We start from the raw sequence: 17,463 nt of genomic DNA, 5'->3' as shown, positions 1-17,463 counted from the left end.
TGGGCCACCGAGGGGCCATCGATCACAGCGCAGCCCAAGCGCGCTCGAACGCCTCCCGCAAGATCGCGACGATCTCCTCGAACTGCTCCGGGCCCGCAACGAGTGGCGGCGAGAGCTGCACGACCGGATCGCCCCGATCGTCCGCTCGACAGATGAGGCCGAGCTCGAAGAGCGTCGGGGTGAGGATACCACGCAGCAGTCGCTCGGATTCGTCGTCGTCGAAGGTCTCGCGCGTGGCGCGATCCTTGACGAGTTCGATGCCGTAGAAGTAACCAGCACCGCGAATCTCACCGACGATCGGCAGATCGAGCAGGGTGTCGAGCTGTGCCCGGAACAGCGGCTCGTTGCGACGGACGTGGTCGAGGAGACCTTCGCGCTCGAAGATGTCGAGGTTGGCGAGCCCGACCGCCGCCGAGACCGGATGTCCAGCGAACGTGATCCCGTGGAGGAACGTCGTCGTGTCATGCAAGAACGGCTCCATCAACCGGTCCGACACGAGCATCGCCCCGATCGGGGAGTACCCAGACGTCATCCCCTTGGCGCAGGTGATGATGTCGGGCTGGTAGTCGTAGCGGATCGCGCCGAACCACTCGCCGAGTCGTCCGAACCCAGTGATGACCTCGTCCGAGACGAGCAACACGTCGTAGCGGTCGCAGATCTCCCGAACCCGCTCGAAGTACCCCGGCGCCGGCGTGAAGCACCCGCCCGCGTTCTGGACGGGCTCGAGGAACACCGCCGCGACGGTCTCGGGGCCCTCCATCAGGATTCGCTGCTCGATGTCGTCAGCACACGCGAGCGAACAGGTCTCGGCCGCACTGCAGTGCACACAGCGGTAATGGTTGGTGTTGTCCACCTTGATAGACCCGGGGACCAAGGGCTCGAACGGGGTCTTGATCCCCGGTAGGCCGGTGATCGACAACGCACCCATCGAGGTGCCGTGGTAGGCGAGGTTCCGCGAGATCACCTTCGTCTTGGTCGGCTGCCCGGTGAGCTTGAAGTACTGCCGCGCGAGCTTCCATGCAGATTCGACGGCCTCAGAGCCACCGGTCGTGAAGAACACGCGGTTGATGTCACCGGGGGCCAATGCCGCAAGGCGCTCGGCGAGTTCGACCGCTGGCTGGTGGGCGTAGCTCCACAACGGGAAGTAGGCAAGCTCGCTCGCCTGCTTCGAGGCGGCCTCCGCAAGCTCGGTACGACCGTGCCCTACCTGGACCACGAACAGGCCAGCGAGCCCATCGAGGTAGCGCTTGCCCTTCGAATCCCACACGTAGGGGCCCTGGCCCCGGACCATCACCGGCACCTCGTGCTCGTCGTACGACGCCATGCGGGTGAAGTGCATCCACAGGTGCCGACGGGCCACGTCCGACAGGTCGTGCTGCTCGCTCATCCTCTTCCTTCCCTTCTTGCTCCGACTCGCGTACCGTCGAACTTCATTGTCGACCTCGATGGTGTGCGCCTCGACGCGACGGACACGGACTCACCGTCCCTAGCGAGTTCCCCAGCTGTAGGTCTGCTTCTCCAGCCGGAGATACACGAACACCTCCGACGATCGCACGCCCTCGAGTGGACGAATCTCGGTGTTCAACAGGTGCAGCAGATGATCGTCGTCCTCACAGACCACCTCGACCAGCAGGTCGAAGCTGCCGGCTGCGATCACGACGTAGATGACCTCGGGAATCGCCGCCAACTGCGATGCCAACGCCTCGAGATCGCCGACGGCCTGGATGCCCACCATCGCCTGACGACGAAACCCGACCATCTTCGGGTCCGTGACGGCGACGATCTGCATGACCTGGGACTCGACGAGACGCTGGACACGCTGGCGAACCGCAGCCTCGCTGAGCCCGACCTGCTTGGCGAGCGCCGCATAGGACGCGCGTCCATCCACCTGCAGCAGGGAGATCAACTGCTTCGAGATGGCATCGAGCTGGACGGGCGCCCGCTCCCCATCCCCGTTGCGCTCGGCTCGATCGGCAGTGAGGAAGCCCTGGCCACGAATCATGGGGAAGGCCCGCACAGACGGCTCACGACGCTGCGCCATGGACCTCCCTCCGTTCCGAGTTCGTTCGTGTGCGACCGCTGGGTGCAACCCGAACGCCACCCACGTCGGCTCCCCGACCCGGTACGACCCAGGAACCGACGTGCGCCACCATTCTTACCGATTTTGGTGGCTTCGTCAACAGAAAGCGCAGAATTGCCATGGAAAGTTGACGCAATCGGTTGCAAGCGCGGCTCAGATGTAGTTGACTAGAAGCGTCCCCTCACTGGACAGCCACCATCGACACCCAGGAGGATGCCATGACGACGGTGTTCCGCAACTTCATCGACGGCAAGTTCGTCGACGCCCACGCCGACCAGACGCTCGACATCGTCGATCCATCGACGGGTCTCGTCTACGGTCACAGCCCTGCGTCCGACGAGGTCGATGTCGACACCGCCATGCGCGCCGCTGCCAACGCGTTCGAGACGTGGCGCCGCACGACGCCGTCCGAGCGGTCCTTGCTGCTGTTCCGCCTCGCCGATGCGATCGAGGCGCACGCCGACGACCTCGTCGAGGCAGAGGTCCGCAACACCGGCAAGCCGCGAGCGCTGACGCTCAGCGAGGAGATCCCGCCGAGCGTCGACCAGATCCGCTTCTTCGCCGCGGCCGCGCGCAACCTCGAGGGTCGTTCGGCGGCCGAGTACATGGCCGATCACACCTCCTTCATCCGCCGCGAGCCCATCGGCGTCTGCGCCGCGGTCACACCGTGGAACTATCCGCTGATGATGGCGATCTGGAAGATCGGCCCTGCGCTGGCGGCCGGCAACACCCTGGTGCTCAAGCCATCCGACACGACGCCCGCGTCGACGACGCTCCTCGCCGAACTCATCGGTGAGATCTTCCCACCGGGGGTCTTCAACGTGGTCCTCGGCGATCGCGACACTGGCCGACGCCTCGTCGCCCACCCGACCCCCCAGCTGGTCGCGATCACGGGATCGGTGCGCGCTGGGCGCGAAGTCGCTCTCGCGGCCGCCCAGGACATCAAGCGGGTGCACCTCGAGCTCGGCGGCAACGCGCCGGTCGTCGTCTTCGGGGATGCAGACCTCGAGAAGGCCGCGGCGGGCATCGCCGGAGCCGGCTACTTCAATGCGGGCCAAGACTGCACCGCCGCCGCGCGCGTCCTCGTCGAGGCGAGCGCGCACGACGCCTTCCTCGCCGCCCTCACCGCACAGGCCGCCGCGACCAAGGTGGGGGCCCCGGACGAGGAGGACGTCTACTTCGGCCCTCTGAACAACCCCAACCAGCTCGAGCGCATCCGCGGGCTCGTGGAGCGCCTCCCCAGCTACGCCCAGATCACCACGGGTGGCAACCGCGTTGACCGGCCAGGGTTCTTCTTCGAGCCGACCGTGGTTGCCGGCCTCCGCCAAGAGGACGAGCTGGTGCGTTCGGAATGCTTCGGCCCCATCATCACGGTCCAGAGCTTCCAGGACGAGGCCGAAGCCATGCGCCTCGCCAACGACGTCGAGTACGGGCTCGCATCGAGCGTCTGGACACGCGACCATGCTCGAGCCATGCGCGTCGCTCGCGACCTCGACTTCGGCGCGGTCTGGATCAACACGCACATCCCGATCGTGGCCGAGATGCCCCACGGAGGCTTCAAGCACTCGGGCTACGGCAAGGACCTGTCGATGTACGGCTTCGAGGACTATACGCGTATCAAGCACGTCATGAGCTACATCGGCGAGTGACGAGGCGGCCGCGCCAACGCGCAGCTACCCGCACCAGCGTCGAGCGAGGCGCGCCGAGAGCATCGCGATGAGCGCCGCAGCTCGGCGCTGCGCCTCGGTGGCATCGTTGGCCCAGTCGACCAGTGCCACCACCTCGCCGAGCCCGGCCTCGGCGAGGTCGGCTGCTTCGAGCTCGCAACGCCCGACGATGGCGACACAGGGCACGTGAGCAGCTCGCGCTCGGCGCGCCACCTCGATCGGCACCTTGCCAAGCAGCGACTGCGCGTCGAGCGAACCCTCCCCGGTCACGACGAGCGATGCCCCATCGAGCGCGCTCCAGCAGCCCGTGAGCTCACCCACCAGCGAAGCGCCGCTCACCAGCATCGCGTCGAGCACGCCAGCGAGCGCAAAGCCGGTACCGCCGGCAGCGCCTGCGCCGGCCAACGCGCGAGCGTCGCGTCCGAGGGAACCGGCAACGACGTCCGCGAAGTGCGAGAGGGCGCGTTCGAGCTGGTCGACCTCGACCGGCGAGGCTCCCTTCTGCGGCGCGAAGAGGCGTGCTGCCCCATCTGGCCCCAGCAGCGGGTTCGTGACATCGACGGCGCCGACGATGCGCACCGCCCGGAGGCGCGGGTCCACCCGAGCGACCGACACCGAGGCTGCATGCTCGAGTGCCGCGCCCCCATCGCCAACAGGTCTCCCCAGCGCATCGGCGATCTCGACGCCGAGCGCGGCCAACATGCCGGCGCCGCCGTCGGTCGTGACCGAGCCGCCCAGGCTCACGACGACCTCGCGCACGCCTGGTTCGAGAGCGGCCGAGATGAGCTCACCGACGCCACGCGTCGTGGCGTCGGGGGCTCGCAGCCGATCCGACCCTACGGCCCGACGACCCACAGCCTCGGCTGCTTGCACCACGGCGATGGGTCCGCGCCGGACCCACCGAGCCTGCACGCGGCGACCGTAGGGTCCATGGACGAGCACCGGGCCTCGCACGCGAAACCCTGCCGCCTCGAGGGCCTCGAGCGTGCCCTCACCCCCGTCGGCCATCGGCACCTCGACGACGGAACAGTCAGGGATCTGGCTCCGGATGCCCTTGCTCATCGCGCGCGCTGCTGCGGCCGCCGTCAGCGAACCACGGAACTTGTCGGGAGCGACGACGACCCGTACGGGGCCGAGCCGCCCGGTCTCGGCATCGATCACCTGTTCTCTCCACTGTTGCTCGACTCCCGACTGTACGCGACCACCATCGCAAGGCCGAACGAGACAGATGCCTCCGCGCGGCCGCGACACCCGTCGAATCGAGCGGTACGGATCCTTAGTCAGAGGACTGCAGAGGTGGAGTCGGCGATCGAGGGGCACCGGTGGAACCGCCTGGAGGCTCGAGGTCGACGCCGCGAGCACGAAGCCCGGGAAGGATCGCTTCATAGCTGCTCGGCTCGGTCGCAACGATCTCCTCTGCCAGGAAGCTCGCGAACCAGGGTACGGCAAAGGCGACCCGGCCGCGCCCCGGCGCATAGATGACACCCTTCCTAATGAGGGCATCGCGCACGGGAGACAGCGCACTCAGCGACGCGCGGAGGCGCTGGGCGATGGCCGAGACGGGAGCCGTCGAGTCGGGCTCGAGCTCCGCAAGCATGGCCTCGACGTAGGCGAACTGCTTCGGGGTCAGCCCGTCATAGCGTGAGCGGAACAGGCCCGCGCGCATCTGGTCGATGATGCGCGGCATCGCGGCATCGAGGTGCGAGCGAGTGATGGCATGCACCTGCTGGCCCTCGACCGACGGGGGTCCAACGCGCTCCCCGAACTCCGAGACCGCCCACTGGGCCGACAACGGCATCGCGACCCACTGCCGAGGGTCGCCCGGGCGAGCCGCCTGCTCCCAGGCTTCGTAGGCACACAGCTGCACGGCGTACGGGTAGCCCTTGGCGATCGTGCACAACAGGTCGAGTGCGTCGTCGCTCCACTCGACCAGGCGCTCGTGAGCGGGCCCACGCACCGCAGCTCGTACGTCCGTGTCATCGAGGTTGTCCGTACTCTCGTAGCGGAAGCGGTCGGCGTAGGTGACCGCGCTGGCGAGGACGCTGGCAAGGTGCGGGAGCCCTGCGCCGATGAGAGCGATGGGTAGGTCCTGGCGAAGTTTCTGGACGACCCAGATGAGCTCCCGGACGGTCTCGGACGAGAGAGTCTGGACCTCGTCGATGAGCATGGCCACGCCCACCCTGTCGCTCTTGGCCGCCTCACCAAGGCTGCGAAGCATGTGCTCGAGATCCTGGGCAGCGCGTGTCGTCGAGTCGACGGTCTCTGGCCCCAGCGTCGCCCCCACGCCAAGAGCCTCCACTGAACCACCGCGGCGCACCAACTGGGCCAGAGCCTCACGAAGGCGTCCCTTCACGGGCGCAGAGTTCTCGGCTTCGTGCACGTAGGTCACCAGCATCCGAGCCACCGAAGCACCTCGGCGGGCCTCCGCGTAGGGAACCAGCCAGCCATGCCGTCGAAACTGGTCAGCGATCTCCCGGAGCAGCACTGTCTTGCCGACTCCCCGGAGACCCACGAAGAACGTCGGTGGTGCCGAGAAGCCGTGTTCGATGCGCTGGCGCATGGCCTCTGCGAGGGCGAGCTGGCGCTCACGACCGACGAGCACCGGTGGGCGATCCCCAGCACCCGGGGTGTACGGGTTCATGATGCGCTCCATGTCAACCATATACTATATGCATCTCATCAACTACAGCGAGATCCGCGGGTGGATGCGCACAGCTCACCGTGGGTTGGCCGCTCGTGCGGTTCTTGCACTGGCGACGGCAGGTCCGACGACGACCCGCTCGACAGCCAGCGCGCGCTGGCACGAACACCCTTGTGGCCACATTGACCAGCACGATGGGATCGTCCTGTCGGTTTCATCAAGCGGCAGACCCGGTGGACGAGGCTGTCGAGGCCGTTCGCGACGACACACGAGAAGGCGCTCGCTGGTGCCGCACTTGGAGGAACGTGCCTGTGGCCACCCGGGCGCTCCGCCGCCAGGGACACCGAGCCCCGCACGCTCATGGCGTCTCCCCGGGCACGACCGAGCGCGACCTTGAACCCCAACTCGACCGAGCATCGCTGGTCGCGGACCCCCAATCCGGGAGTGCACTGTGAGCTACCATGAACCCATGAGTTCCCCAACGAGTGGTCGAGACGCGATGGGGCGAACATCCCGCTCGTGGCCGCGGAAGGAGATCCTCCCGCTGCTCGCCCTGTCACTCGCCCTCGCGGGCTGTGGCGCGATCGCTTCGCGACCCGCGGTGGCGAGCAAAACCACAGCCACCAAGGCTGTCGAGCAGCTTCCGCTCGACATCCTCCAAAGCTCGATCACCGCTACCGGTACCGTCTATCTGGCCTCGACATCGGCCACTGGAGGGAACCCGGTGCTGCTCCGGTACCGAGACGGCGCGTTCTCCTACCTCGCACGGCTTCCAGGGCCAGACCCTCTCCTCGACGTCCTCGACCGCAACGACGGCTTCGTCGCCTCACTGCAGAGCGGCGATCTCTACGCGATGGTCGACCAGGGAACGCGCTTTCGCCTGCTCCATCACTTCTCGTCAGGCCCGACGATCATCGGCGTCGGCTTCGTGACGCCAGCGCGGGGCTACGTGGTGCTCAGCGCAGCGCAAGGAACCACCGTCGAGGCCACGACCGATGGTGGCAGGACCTGGCACCTGCTCGAGACGCTGGCACTTCGATACCCTGGAACCGCCGCGAGCTTCGACTTCGGTCGGCAGAGCTCGTATCTCCTGGTGACGAGCCCCTCGCAGGGCGAAACTGCATACTTTGCCCAGACGCAGGGATCGGCCACCTTCCAGGCAATCTCGAGCCCGGGCCCTCAGCTCGATGGCGTCTTTCCCGATAGCCTCCAGGTCGTCGGATCGAGCCTCGTCGTCGGCTTCCAGCCGACCCCTGGAGCCAACTTCCCTGCGTCGCCCCCGCTCCTTGCTACGACGCCGACACCGTCGTTCGTCTCCAACCAGCCGCATTGGTTCATGACACACGGTGTCGAGTTCGACAACTTTCGCACGCTCTCGAACGGCAGCGTCGTCGCGGTCTCCGAGCGAGGCATCTATCGCTACAGTCCAGGAACCGGCTGGACGCGATCGTTTCCCGACGTGATGGTCAGCTCACTCTTCAACGCGCAAGGAAGCCTCGGTATCGTCGGGGTCGGGCCAAGCGGCCAGCTCGAGGTGCTGGTCGGATCGACGAGATGGAGTTCTCCGGCGCTCTCGAAGCTCCTCGCAAGCCCGAACGCTCACGTGATCGGTACGACCGCGCGGCAGAGGGCGCTCGTGATCGCAGTGCAGACGCCCGAAGGAGTCCTTCAGCTCGTCACAGTTGATCGTGCCGGTGAGCGACCATCCCTCATGGTGCCCTCGTCGATCGCCAACGCAGTCGCTGCGGTCGTCGCCAACGGGACCGGAGTCGCCCTCGAGACCACAGCCGCGACCGGGTTCGGTGCCGGTGCGACGTATCTCTCCCCCATCACCGACCCGATCAGGCCGACCGCGCTACACCACACCGGGTCCACGATCCCGCTCGCCATCGACCCGCTCTCCGCCCAGAGCGTGTGGATCGGCTCGACGCGTCCCCTCGGCGCAACCGCGGCGACCGGCGCCCCGCCTTCCGATGACGTTCTCGCCTACACCAGCAACGACGGGAACTCCTGGACGAACCTCAGCGTCGGCGCCAACGACATCGACGCGATCGACTACGCGTCGCCCACGACGGTCTGGGCCACACTCAGCCCCTATGCCACGCCGTCGTTCTCGTTCCTCGTCCGGGTGCATCGCACGACCGGTTCCGTCGAGCGCGTGCCCATCCCGTCCCTCTTGCACCAGGGTTTCTCGGCCGTGTTCGTCTCGCCCACGACGGGCTGGCTACAGTCACTGGACTGTCACGATGGATGCAGCACGCTGCTGCACACGACCGACGGGGGACGCCATTGGCAACTGACGGCCCCCTGACTCGCCAGCCAAGGACGGGCACGCCCGCTCGGGCGAACCCAGCTCGCCCCCCTTTGATCTCGGTCGCCATGAAGGCGTGAGAGCGTGCACTCACGACAGGAAACGCCAGATGCCAGAGCACCCGCATCTCCAGCGGAGGTCGCAACGTCGATGCAGCGGATGCGCCACGCACGGCTCGACAGATCCCGTCCTCCTTGGACGACGACGCGAGGTCGTCGGGGGGTCGACGCCGTTCGACGAGCGAACGACTTCACCGGTGAGAGGTGAACGCCCGACCATGGAGGGTGATCGTCGTGAAAGACCGGGTACCGATCAGGCGGCTGATAGGCGAGGGCGTCCTCAACGCCCGCATCCCGATCGAGCGCTGCCGGCGTTTGGCCACCCGACGAGAAAGCATGGTTTCCTGGGCACGATCAGCCTCGCCGGGCTCGGGCATCTCGACGCCGTCATCACGCCCAGCAAGGGCACCCGTGGTCGTCGAGGCAGGCCGAGCCGACCGGGCGCATGCCTGCTGGGCGCACGACGAAGAGTGCTGCGTCACGAGCGGTCCAGCCGTGGTCGTCGATGACTCGCGAGCTCGTGCAGAGAGAGCCACCGTGACGGAACGACGCTCGACCGCAGCGACCGACCGATCCATCAGGCAGGTGCACCGTGCGAGCTGAGAACCGACGTTGGCCCTCCTGTGTTCGCCGAGATGCGATCGAGCAGTACCTTGCAGTGACAGACATCAGTGACCCCAGGGAAGCCGTGAACGAGCTGCTCGCGATGCTCCTACGACGCTCTGAGATGCGGAGGTCCCGATCGTCGCTGGAACTCCCCTCCCGATGGCGTGAGACATGGCTGCGAGCGTACGCAGCGGTGGCCGTGGCGACGGACCTGGGAGCCGACGCCTCGATCGATGCGGTCATCACAGCGTCCATGGAATGGCAAGCCTTGATCGACGCTGTCGGCCCGGAGCGGCTGACGCGCGCAGTGAGGGACGAGTTCGCGAACCTCATGCTCGATCGCGAGCGCTGCCAGGCACCCGAGTGTCACGACCTCTGGCACGAGTGCGAGCGACGCAAGCGGGCATGGCTCGAACTGGCGCGCACGGAGGACGGGGCCACGACGACGCCAGAGCTGGGCGAGGGTCCCGCCGGCGCGACGCCACGTGACGACGAGGGCTCGAAGTCTGAGGGCCGAGCGCGGCCAGATACCAGAGCGCTGCAGCGATGGCTCGCGGCGAAGAAGGCGTGGGCGTCGGCGTGGGACTCCGCACTGCGTGCTCTGTGAGAGAGCGTCCGCGCGTACCTTCGCACCCGACCGCCGGCCCGCCCCGCAACCGACTCGACCGTCACCCCGAGCCCGACCTCCTCGCCCGACCGATGACAGGTCCCGCTGGGCGCGAGAGACGTCGGCCGCGGCAAACATCCGGGTCCAGCCGACGAGGATCCGCCGCATGGCCACATCGACATCTCCCGAACTCGCGACGAGCGCACGCGCCGCGCACACCCTGGCCCATCGTCGTGGCAGGGCAGGGGCAGTTCCGATGAGGTTCCCGCCGGATCGTTCGGGTGGCTCGCCAACGCGCGAAGCTCGTACGGGTCTGACTCCGCCACAGCCATTGTGAGCCGGCCACACGGAGAGGCTCGCACCAAGCGTCAGACGCCGACGCAGGTCCTCGAGATGCCGATCGCGAAGGCCCGCGACGGCGCACCTCCCCACCGCATCGAGCTCGTGGGGGTGCTACTCGCCTCCGCGAGCTCGAGCCGTGGCAAGTGCGTTCTGGAGCGAGTTCCACGGCAACGTCGCGCACTTCACACGCACCGGGAACTTCACGACGCCCTGGAGCGCCGCGAGTTCACCGAGCGTGCGCAGCGAATCGAGCCCCTCAGCAGCTCCCTCACCGCCGACGACCATCGCCTTGAAACGCTCGATGATGCGATCGACCTCGGCGAGGTCCTTCCCCTTGACCGCCTCGCTCATGAGCGAGGCCGACGAGCGCGAGATGGAACAGCCATGCCCATCGACGCGGATGTCGGCGAGCCGGTCGCCCTTGACCAGGATCGAGAGCTTGATCTCGTCACCGCAGAGCGGATTGAAGCCCTCCTCTCGGATCGCGTCGGGATCGTCGAGCACGCCCTGGTTGCGTGGGTGCTTGTAGTGATCGAGGATGATCTCTCGATACAGGTCCTCGAGGTCGTCCATGAGGTCTCCTAGTCGTTGAAGCGCTGCCAGGCGTCTTGGAGTGCCATGACGAGAGCGTCGATGTCAGCACGGTCGTTGTAGAGATACAGCGACGCACGGGCGGTCGCGGCCTGGCCGATCTCTCGCATGAGAGGCTTGGCGCAGTGGTGTCCCGCACGCACGCACACTCCGTGACGATCGAGCACTTGGGCGACGTCGTGGGGATGCACGCCCTGGAGCTCGAACGAGATCACGCCGCCTCGACGCTCCGGGTCGCGGGGGCCGAAGATCCGAATGCGCTCCCCGAGGCCATCAGCCAAGCTACCGAGGGCATAGGCGGTCAGCGAGCGCTCGTGGGCGGCGAGTGCCTCGAACCCGACACGGTCGCGGAGGTAGTCGATGGCGACCTCCCACCCGATGGCCTCGGCGATCGGGGGCGTACCGGCCTCGAACTTGTACGGCACCTCGTTCGGCACGAACCCCTCCAGCGTCACGTCGAGGATCATGTCGCCGCCACCGAGGAACGGCGTCATCTGCTCGAGCAGCTCGAGCCGCCCCCACAGCGCGCCGATGCCCGTAGGGCCGAGCATCTTGTGTCCGGTCATCGCAACGAGATCGACGCCCCAGGCCTGCACGTCGATCGGATGGTGCGGCGCATACTGCGCTGCGTCCACGACCACGACGGCACCTGCTCCGTGCGCGAGCTCGGCGAGATGGGGGATCGGGTTCAGCGTCCCGAGCACGTTCGACATCGCGGTGACGCTGAGGATGGCGGCGCCGTCGAGGATCCGCTCCGCGTCGTCGAGCACCAGCTGGCCGTCACCATCGAAGGGCAGGTAGCGCAGCTCGAACCCGAGCTGCTCCTGCAGGATCATCCACGGGACCAAGTTGGCATGGTGCTCCATCTCCGTCAGGACGACGGCGCGACCGGGTCCGAGGAGCACCCGGCCGAGACCCTGCGCGACGAGATTGAGCGCTTCGGTGGCGTTCTTCGTGAACACCACCTCGCGCTCCGGGTCGGGGGCGTTGACGAAGCGGCCGATGGCTCGGCGTGCGCGCTCGTAGCGATCGGTGGCGTCCTCGGCGAGGCCGTAGACGCCGCGGTGGACGTTGGCGTGGTGGGAACGGTAGTAGGCGTCCATCGCCTCGAGCACCGCACTCGGCCTCTGGGCCGAGGCCGCCGAGTCGAGGTAGTGGAAGCCCGCACCGCGCTCGGCGAAGATCGGGAAGTCCTTACGCAGCTCCTCGACGTCGAGCCCAAGGCCACGTGTCGCTGTCATCGAAGCGCCTCCGCCTCTCGGAACTGCTGGTATCCCTCGCGCTCGACCTGCTCGGCGAGTTCGGGACCGCCGGAGGCAACCAGTCGACCGTCCACGAGGATGTGGGTGTGGGTCGGCTCGAGCAGCGAGAGGATGCGCTGGTAGTGGGTGATCATGACCGTCGCCATCTCGGGATGTTGGTGTCGCACCAACGTGATGCCGTCGGCGACGATGCGCAACGCGTCGACATCGAGCCCCGAGTCGGTCTCGTCGAGCACGGCGAGCTCCGGCTCGAGCATGGCGAGCTGGATCACCTCGTTGCGCTTGCGCTCACCACCGGAGAATCCCTCGTTGAGATGGCGCTGCGCGAACGACGGGTCGAGCCCGAGGCGCTCGAGCCACTCGGCGAGCGCAAAACGAACCTCGAGGACCGACACTTCCCGGCCCCGCCGAGCACTCAAGGCTTGACGCAGGAACTGCACGACCGACACGCCGCTGATGGCCTCGGGATCTTGGAAGGCGAGGAAGATGCCGGCCTTGGCCCGCTCGTCGACGGGGAGCTCGCTCACATCGACCCCTTGATAGCGAATCGTGCCCTTGGTGATGTGATAGACCGGATTGCCCATCAGCACGTTCGCGAAGCTCGACTTGCCCGAGCCGTTCGGCCCCATGATCACGTGCAGCTCGCCTGGTCGGATCACCAGCGACAGACCACGCAGGATCGGGGTGCCTTCAGCCTCGACCCACAGGTCGTCGACCTCGAGTACAGGAGTTGCCACGCATTCAGCATAGCCGGCCCGCTTTCCCCTATCGAGATAGGACAAACTCGGCCATCGCCAGGGCACGAGCGCCCACGGGGTCGGTAGCCTGGGAAGGGCCGAGGGAGGGAGCTAGCCAATGCGCATCGAGGTCGACTTCGACAAGTGCCAGTCCAACGCGGTGTGCCAAGCGGTCGCACCCGCGATCTTCGAGGTCCGTGACGACGGTTACCTCTACGTGCTCGACGAGACACCGTCCGAGGACCTGCGCGCGCTGGTCGACCAGGCGGCTCGAGCCTGCCCCACGCAAGCCATCACGATCGTCGACTAGGACCGACGATCACGATGACGCGTCTCGTCGTCGTCGGGGCCTCGCTCGCGGGCCATCGCGCTGCCCTCGAGGCCAGACGTCGCGATGCGGACCTCGACATCGTGGTCATCGGTGACGAACCGCACCCGCCGTATCAACGCCCTCCGCTGTCGAAGGGTCTCCTCGCTGGTCACGTCGCACCGGAGCGAACCCGGCTGCGCACCCCGTCGGGGGCCTACACCCACCGGCCGAGTGTGCGCGCCGAGGGCATCGACCTCGACGAGCGTACGGTCGCGACGACCGCCGGACCGATCGGCTTCGATCTCCTCGTCATCGCGACGGGGGCGGCACCACTCCACCCAGCGCCCCTGCGCCACCCGAACGCGCTCACCCTGCGCACACTCGACGACGCCCTCCGGCTTCGCGATCGTCTGGTACCAGGTCACCGGCTCGTGACCCTCGGTGCTGGCTTCATCGGGCTCGAGCTCGCCGCGACGGCCCGCGAACGCGGCTGTCGGGTCACGGTCGTGGAGGCAGCCGAGCGGATCCTCCCTCGAGCCCTCGGCCCGCGAGCAGCCACCACGGTCCTTGCGTGGCACGAGGCGAACGGCGTCACCGTCGTCACCGGCCACCGGGCGCTCGCGGTCGACGACGACGGGGTCGCTCTCGACGACGGCACGCGCATCGGCGCCGACACGGTGGTCGTCGGGTTGGGGGTGCGCCCCGCCACCGACTGGATCAGCGACGCCGTCCCAGCCGTCGCGGGACTTGGCCTCGTGTGCGACGCCTACGGACGGATCGAGGACGGCATCGCCGCCGCCGGCGACGTCGCGACCTGGCATCACCCGGGGTGGGGGCGCCCCGTGCGGAGCGAGCACTTCGAGACCGCGGCCACCCAAGGTCAGCTCGCCGCCCGCAACCTCCTCGGTGGCCACGAGCCGTGGCGAGACGTCCCGTTCGGCTGGAGCGACCAACACGGACACCTCATCCAAGTGCTCGGCACCCCGGGAGCGGACGCCGACGAGGAGCAACGCTCGGACTCGACGTTCGCGTACTATCGCGACGGGCGCCTCGAGGGATTCGTCCTCCTCGACGTCGCCGAAGACGTCGTCGAGCGCCGACACGAGCTCGAGCGTGCGCTCGAGCTCAGCTGAGCGGACCCTCCTCGACCCCGTAGGCGCGGTAGCCTTCAGCCTCGACGCGCTCGGCGAGTTCCATCCCTCCCGTCTCGGCAATGCGACCCTGGACAAGCACGATCACCACGTCGGGGGCGACGTGCGTCAAAAGCCGTGGGTAGTGGGTGACGAGAAGCAAGCCTCGCCCCTCTGAGCGCAGACTCTCGAGCCGGCGAGCGACCGTTCGCAGCGCGTCCACGTCGAGCCCGGAGTCGATCTCGTCGCCGACCACGACGTGCCCGGGGAGCGACGCGGCGATCGCGGTCTCGAGCTTCTTCTGCTCGCCGCCGGAGAGCTCCACGTTGTACCAACGATCGAGGAGCGCACGATCCAGCGACACCGCCTCGGCCTCGCGCTCGAGCACGGCGACCGCGCGCGCCGCGTCCTCACCACGAGCGGCCAGGCCCTCGGCGACGACCGTCGTGGGTGCGACGCCAGGGACCTCGACCGGGTCTTGCTCGATGAGCGCGAGACCCGCTCGTGCGCGCTCGTACGTCGGCGCCTCGCTCACGTCGACCCCGCCGACGCGGATCACCCCACGGCGCCGGACGTAGCCCGGTCGCCCGAAGATCGTGCGCACCAGCGTCGACTTGCCCGATCCGTTGGGACCCATGATCGCGACCGTCGTGCCGGGCTCCACCGCCAGGCTCACGCCGTGGAGCACCTCACGTTCGGCGACCTCGACGACCAGGTCTTCGATGACGAGTGCGGGCGTGGTCACTTGTCCCCTCCGAGTTCGACCTCGACCGAGCCGTCCTCACGAACGCTGATGCGATGGACCCCGATCGGTCGCGTCGCCGGCAGTGACTGGGGCCGCCCGTCGAGCAACGAGAAGGTCGAGCCGTGCTTCCAGCACTCGATCTCGAGCTCCTCTTCGTAGACATCGCCCTCGGAGAGCCGATAGTGCGCATGGGAGCAGATGTCGTCGACCGCGAAGAACCGATCGCCGATCCTCACCACACACACCGGGTGACCGTCGACCTCGACGGCACGCGGCTTCGCGTCGACGAAGTCCTCCACACGACCTACGACAGCCATCGTTCCTCCAAAGCTCGCCGAACGAGTGCGCGCTCGCCCTCCGACAGATCCGCGATGTCGGCGAAGAAGCCGTCGGCGAGGATCCGCTGCGCCCGATCGGGGTCGATGCCCTTGGCCTCGAGTGCGAACACGAGCTCGGCCTCGAGCGGACCCACCGTCGAGGCGTGCGAGCAGCGCACATCGCTGACCTGGATGTCGAGGTTCGGAACCGACTCTGCGCGCGCCTCGGGCGAGAGCAACAGGTTTCGGTTGGTCTGGAACGCATCGGATCCATGACCAGCGGGCTCGATCGTGATCAGGCCGGAGTACACCGAGGTTCCAGAACCGGTCAGTGCGCCCTTGTAGAGCAGGTCGCTCGCGGTGCGCGGCGCTGCGTGGACGACGAACGTCCGAAACTCCTCCACTTCACCGCTCCCAGCGACGAAGGCCGAGCGGATGCGCACGCGCGCGCGTTCGCCGGTGAGGTGGACGTCGCTGCGCGTGCGGTGGTAGCCCCCTTGGGCAGCGACCTCGGCAACGACGAGATCGGCGTCGGCCCCAAGACGCGTACGCAGCTGGAGGAAACCGATGCTGCCCGCACCCCCCATCGAGAGATGACGCAGCGAGGCGTGCACCCCGTCGGCGACCTCGACCTCGACGAGCGCGCTCGCGAGCGTCTCCGGGCCAGCTCCGTCCACGAGCCACAAGGTCGTCGGGGCGGTGATGTGGATCTTGATCCAGGCAAAGGCTGCGCTCTGGTGACCGCTCCCGCCCACGATGAGTGCGGCCTCGGCTGCACCGTCGAGGCGAAGCTCGACTCGCTCCGGGGCCAACAGGTTCGCGAGCGTCGCGAAGGGCTCCTCGTCGAGCGTGATCAGCTCATCGGCCCCACGATCGCCCGCCACGGCGGAGCCCTCGACCTCATGCGCAGCGACGAGACCTCGCGGCCCGACGACGACATCTGCTCCCCCCGACCGACCCGCGGCGCCGAGCAGCGCGCGGGCAGCACCGAGGTCGATCGTCTCGGTCGCCACCGCGGCGTACGACGCGACAGAGACGTCATCGATCGGGCTGTAGCGCCACGCCTCGAGCTTCTCCGTCGCCGGCTCCAGCGCCGCGACGACGTCCGCGTGGGCGCTGCTGCGCGAGGGGAGCTCCCAGGCGACCTCGCGATCGAAGATTCGGACCACCGCTGACTCGCCTCCCTTGGCCACCTCCTCTCCATCGTAGGGCCCAGGTGAACCCAGAAGGTCGCCTGGGTCAGCTACGGTCGGGCCATGCTGACGATGGAGACCTCGGGACCGCTGCGCACCATCACGATCGCGAACCCCACCAAGGCGAACGCCCTCGGCATGGAGGACTTCGGCGACCTCGCGGATCTCCTGGCCGAGATCGGGTCCGATGCCGCCGCCGCCTGCGTCGTCGTGCGCGGGAGCGGCAAGCACTTCTCCGCAGGGATCGATCTCGATCTGCTTCGAGGTCTCGGCGCTACCCCAAGTCCCGAGACGATCGGCATGCTCCAGCGCGGGTTCCTCGCGCTCGCCACGCTTGAGATCCCCACCATCGCCGCCATCGACGGCGCCTGCATCGGTGCGGGCCTCGAGCTCGCGCTCGCGTGCGACGTTCGCATCGGGACGCGGTGGGTGCGTTGCTCACTGCCGGAGGTGCGCTTCGGTATCGTCGCCGATCTCGGAGGACTCAGCCTGCTCCCAGAGGTCGTCGGTACGCACCGTGCCCTCGCCCTCGCCCTGGGGGCAGGCGAGCTCGACGCGAACGAAGCGCGAGCGTACGGCATCCTCGACGACGTCGTGGCGGACGACGCCGAGCTCGCCCGACGCGTCGATGCCGTGGCCGCCCAATTTCTCGCCGCTCCCACCGAGGCCCAGCGTGCCACGAAGCGCCTCGTGATCGCCGCCCGACGAACGCGCATGGAGGCCGAGCTTGCGCAAGCCGCGCTCGCGAACGTCCAGCTCATGCGCGCTCGGTCATCCTCCAGCGAACCTCCCACAGGAGCCTAAGCTCCCGCAAAGGTGGAGAACCCATGCTGGTATGCGTGGCGCCCCCAGCGGCGCTCCCAGC

At 67.9% G+C, this 17,463-nt stretch carries 16 protein-coding genes; 6 read left to right on the top strand and 10 right to left on the bottom strand.

Annotation, left to right across the window (positions count from 1 at the left end; all coding sequences use genetic code 11):
* Positions 1-22 precede the first annotated feature (22 nt).
* Complete coding sequence (locus AFER_RS02935; RefSeq protein ID WP_015798024.1) at positions 23-1,387, bottom strand: aspartate aminotransferase family protein; 1,365 nt, start codon at positions 1,385-1,387, stop codon at positions 23-25.
* Between the two features lie 99 nt (positions 1,388-1,486).
* A complete protein-coding gene (locus tag AFER_RS02930) occupies positions 1,487-2,002 on the bottom strand; it encodes an Lrp/AsnC family transcriptional regulator (protein ID WP_041662279.1) in 516 nt (171 codons plus the stop codon).
* A gap of 296 nt (positions 2,003-2,298) precedes the next feature.
* Between AFER_RS02930 and AFER_RS02925 the strand changes: the two genes are divergently transcribed.
* The gene (locus AFER_RS02925; protein ID WP_015798022.1) at positions 2,299-3,729 is read left to right on the top strand and encodes a gamma-aminobutyraldehyde dehydrogenase; all 1,431 of its coding nucleotides are present in this window, start codon (positions 2,299-2,301) and stop codon (positions 3,727-3,729) included.
* A gap of 24 nt (positions 3,730-3,753) precedes the next feature.
* On the opposite strand, the gene AFER_RS02920 is transcribed toward AFER_RS02925, so the two are convergent.
* On the bottom strand, positions 3,754-4,908 hold the full coding sequence (locus AFER_RS02920) for a glycerate kinase (protein ID WP_015798021.1): 1,155 nt from the start codon (positions 4,906-4,908) through the stop codon (positions 3,754-3,756).
* A gap of 115 nt (positions 4,909-5,023) precedes the next feature.
* A complete protein-coding gene (locus tag AFER_RS02915) occupies positions 5,024-6,400 on the bottom strand; it encodes an ATP-binding protein (RefSeq protein ID WP_171788940.1) in 1,377 nt (458 codons plus the stop codon).
* 457 nt (positions 6,401-6,857) lie between these two features.
* On the opposite strand from AFER_RS02915, the gene AFER_RS02910 reads away from it, so the two are divergent.
* Both AFER_RS02910 and AFER_RS02900 read left to right on the top strand, forming a co-directional pair.
* Positions 6,858-8,699: a beta propeller repeat protein gene (locus AFER_RS02910; protein ID WP_143711922.1), complete on the top strand. Its 1,842-nt coding sequence runs from the start codon at positions 6,858-6,860 to the stop codon at positions 8,697-8,699.
* Positions 8,700-9,563: 864 nt separating this feature from the next.
* Positions 9,564-9,971: a hypothetical protein gene (locus tag AFER_RS02900; protein WP_143711921.1), complete on the top strand. Its 408-nt coding sequence runs from the start codon at positions 9,564-9,566 to the stop codon at positions 9,969-9,971.
* Positions 9,972-10,424: 453 nt separating this feature from the next.
* On the opposite strand, the gene sufU is transcribed toward AFER_RS02900, so the two are convergent.
* Genes sufU through sufC (AFER_RS02885) form a run of 3 tightly spaced genes read right to left on the bottom strand, consistent with a single transcriptional unit; the run spans position 10,425 to position 12,903 of the window.
* Positions 10,425-10,886, bottom strand: a complete 462-nt coding sequence (gene sufU / locus AFER_RS02895; protein WP_015798017.1) for a Fe-S cluster assembly sulfur transfer protein SufU — start codon at positions 10,884-10,886, stop codon at positions 10,425-10,427.
* An 8-nt stretch (positions 10,887-10,894) separates the two neighbouring features.
* On the bottom strand, positions 10,895-12,145 hold the full coding sequence (locus AFER_RS02890) for an aminotransferase class V-fold PLP-dependent enzyme (protein ID WP_015798016.1): 1,251 nt from the start codon (positions 12,143-12,145) through the stop codon (positions 10,895-10,897).
* Positions 12,142-12,903 (bottom strand): Fe-S cluster assembly ATPase SufC, encoded by a 762-nt coding sequence (gene sufC, locus AFER_RS02885; RefSeq protein ID WP_015798015.1) that lies wholly within the window; start codon positions 12,901-12,903, stop codon positions 12,142-12,144. The genes AFER_RS02890 and sufC (AFER_RS02885) overlap by 4 nt, the downstream gene beginning before the upstream one ends.
* Positions 12,904-13,021: 118 nt before the next feature.
* Here sufC (AFER_RS02885) and AFER_RS02880 point away from each other — a divergent pair, with 118 nt between their 5' ends.
* Positions 13,022-13,213 carry a ferredoxin gene (locus AFER_RS02880; protein WP_015798014.1) on the top strand — a complete coding sequence of 64 codons (192 nt, stop codon included), beginning with the start codon at positions 13,022-13,024 and terminating at the stop codon, positions 13,211-13,213.
* A 14-nt stretch (positions 13,214-13,227) separates the two neighbouring features.
* Complete coding sequence (locus tag AFER_RS02875; protein WP_015798013.1) at positions 13,228-14,346, top strand: NAD(P)/FAD-dependent oxidoreductase; 1,119 nt, start codon at positions 13,228-13,230, stop codon at positions 14,344-14,346.
* Here the strand turns inward: AFER_RS02875 and sufC (AFER_RS02870) are convergent.
* From sufC (AFER_RS02870) to AFER_RS10795, 3 genes are read right to left on the bottom strand one after another with little or no spacing between them, the layout of a single operon-like run.
* Positions 14,339-15,088, bottom strand: a complete 750-nt coding sequence (sufC, locus tag AFER_RS02870; RefSeq protein WP_015798012.1) for a Fe-S cluster assembly ATPase SufC — start codon at positions 15,086-15,088, stop codon at positions 14,339-14,341. The two genes, AFER_RS02875 and sufC (AFER_RS02870), sit on opposite strands and share 8 nt — an antisense overlap.
* Complete coding sequence (locus tag AFER_RS02865) at positions 15,085-15,405, bottom strand: non-heme iron oxygenase ferredoxin subunit (RefSeq protein ID WP_015798011.1); 321 nt, start codon at positions 15,403-15,405, stop codon at positions 15,085-15,087. The genes sufC (AFER_RS02870) and AFER_RS02865 overlap by 4 nt, the downstream gene beginning before the upstream one ends.
* Complete coding sequence (locus AFER_RS10795; RefSeq protein ID WP_015798010.1) at positions 15,393-16,574, bottom strand: SufD family Fe-S cluster assembly protein; 1,182 nt, start codon at positions 16,572-16,574, stop codon at positions 15,393-15,395. Before AFER_RS10795 ends, AFER_RS02865 begins: the two co-directional genes overlap by 13 nt.
* Before the next feature lie 87 nt (positions 16,575-16,661).
* On the opposite strand from AFER_RS10795, the gene AFER_RS02855 reads away from it, so the two are divergent.
* Complete coding sequence (locus tag AFER_RS02855) at positions 16,662-17,402, top strand: enoyl-CoA hydratase/isomerase family protein (protein ID WP_015798009.1); 741 nt, start codon at positions 16,662-16,664, stop codon at positions 17,400-17,402.
* The last annotated feature ends 61 nt before the right edge of the window (positions 17,403-17,463 follow it).

Origin of the sequence: Acidimicrobium ferrooxidans DSM 10331 (assembly GCF_000023265.1) — a bacterium.
GTDB lineage: Bacteria > Actinomycetota > Acidimicrobiia > Acidimicrobiales > Acidimicrobiaceae > Acidimicrobium > Acidimicrobium ferrooxidans.
Note: the sequence above shows the minus strand (reverse complement) of the source record. Positions and strands in the feature narration are given on the sequence as shown.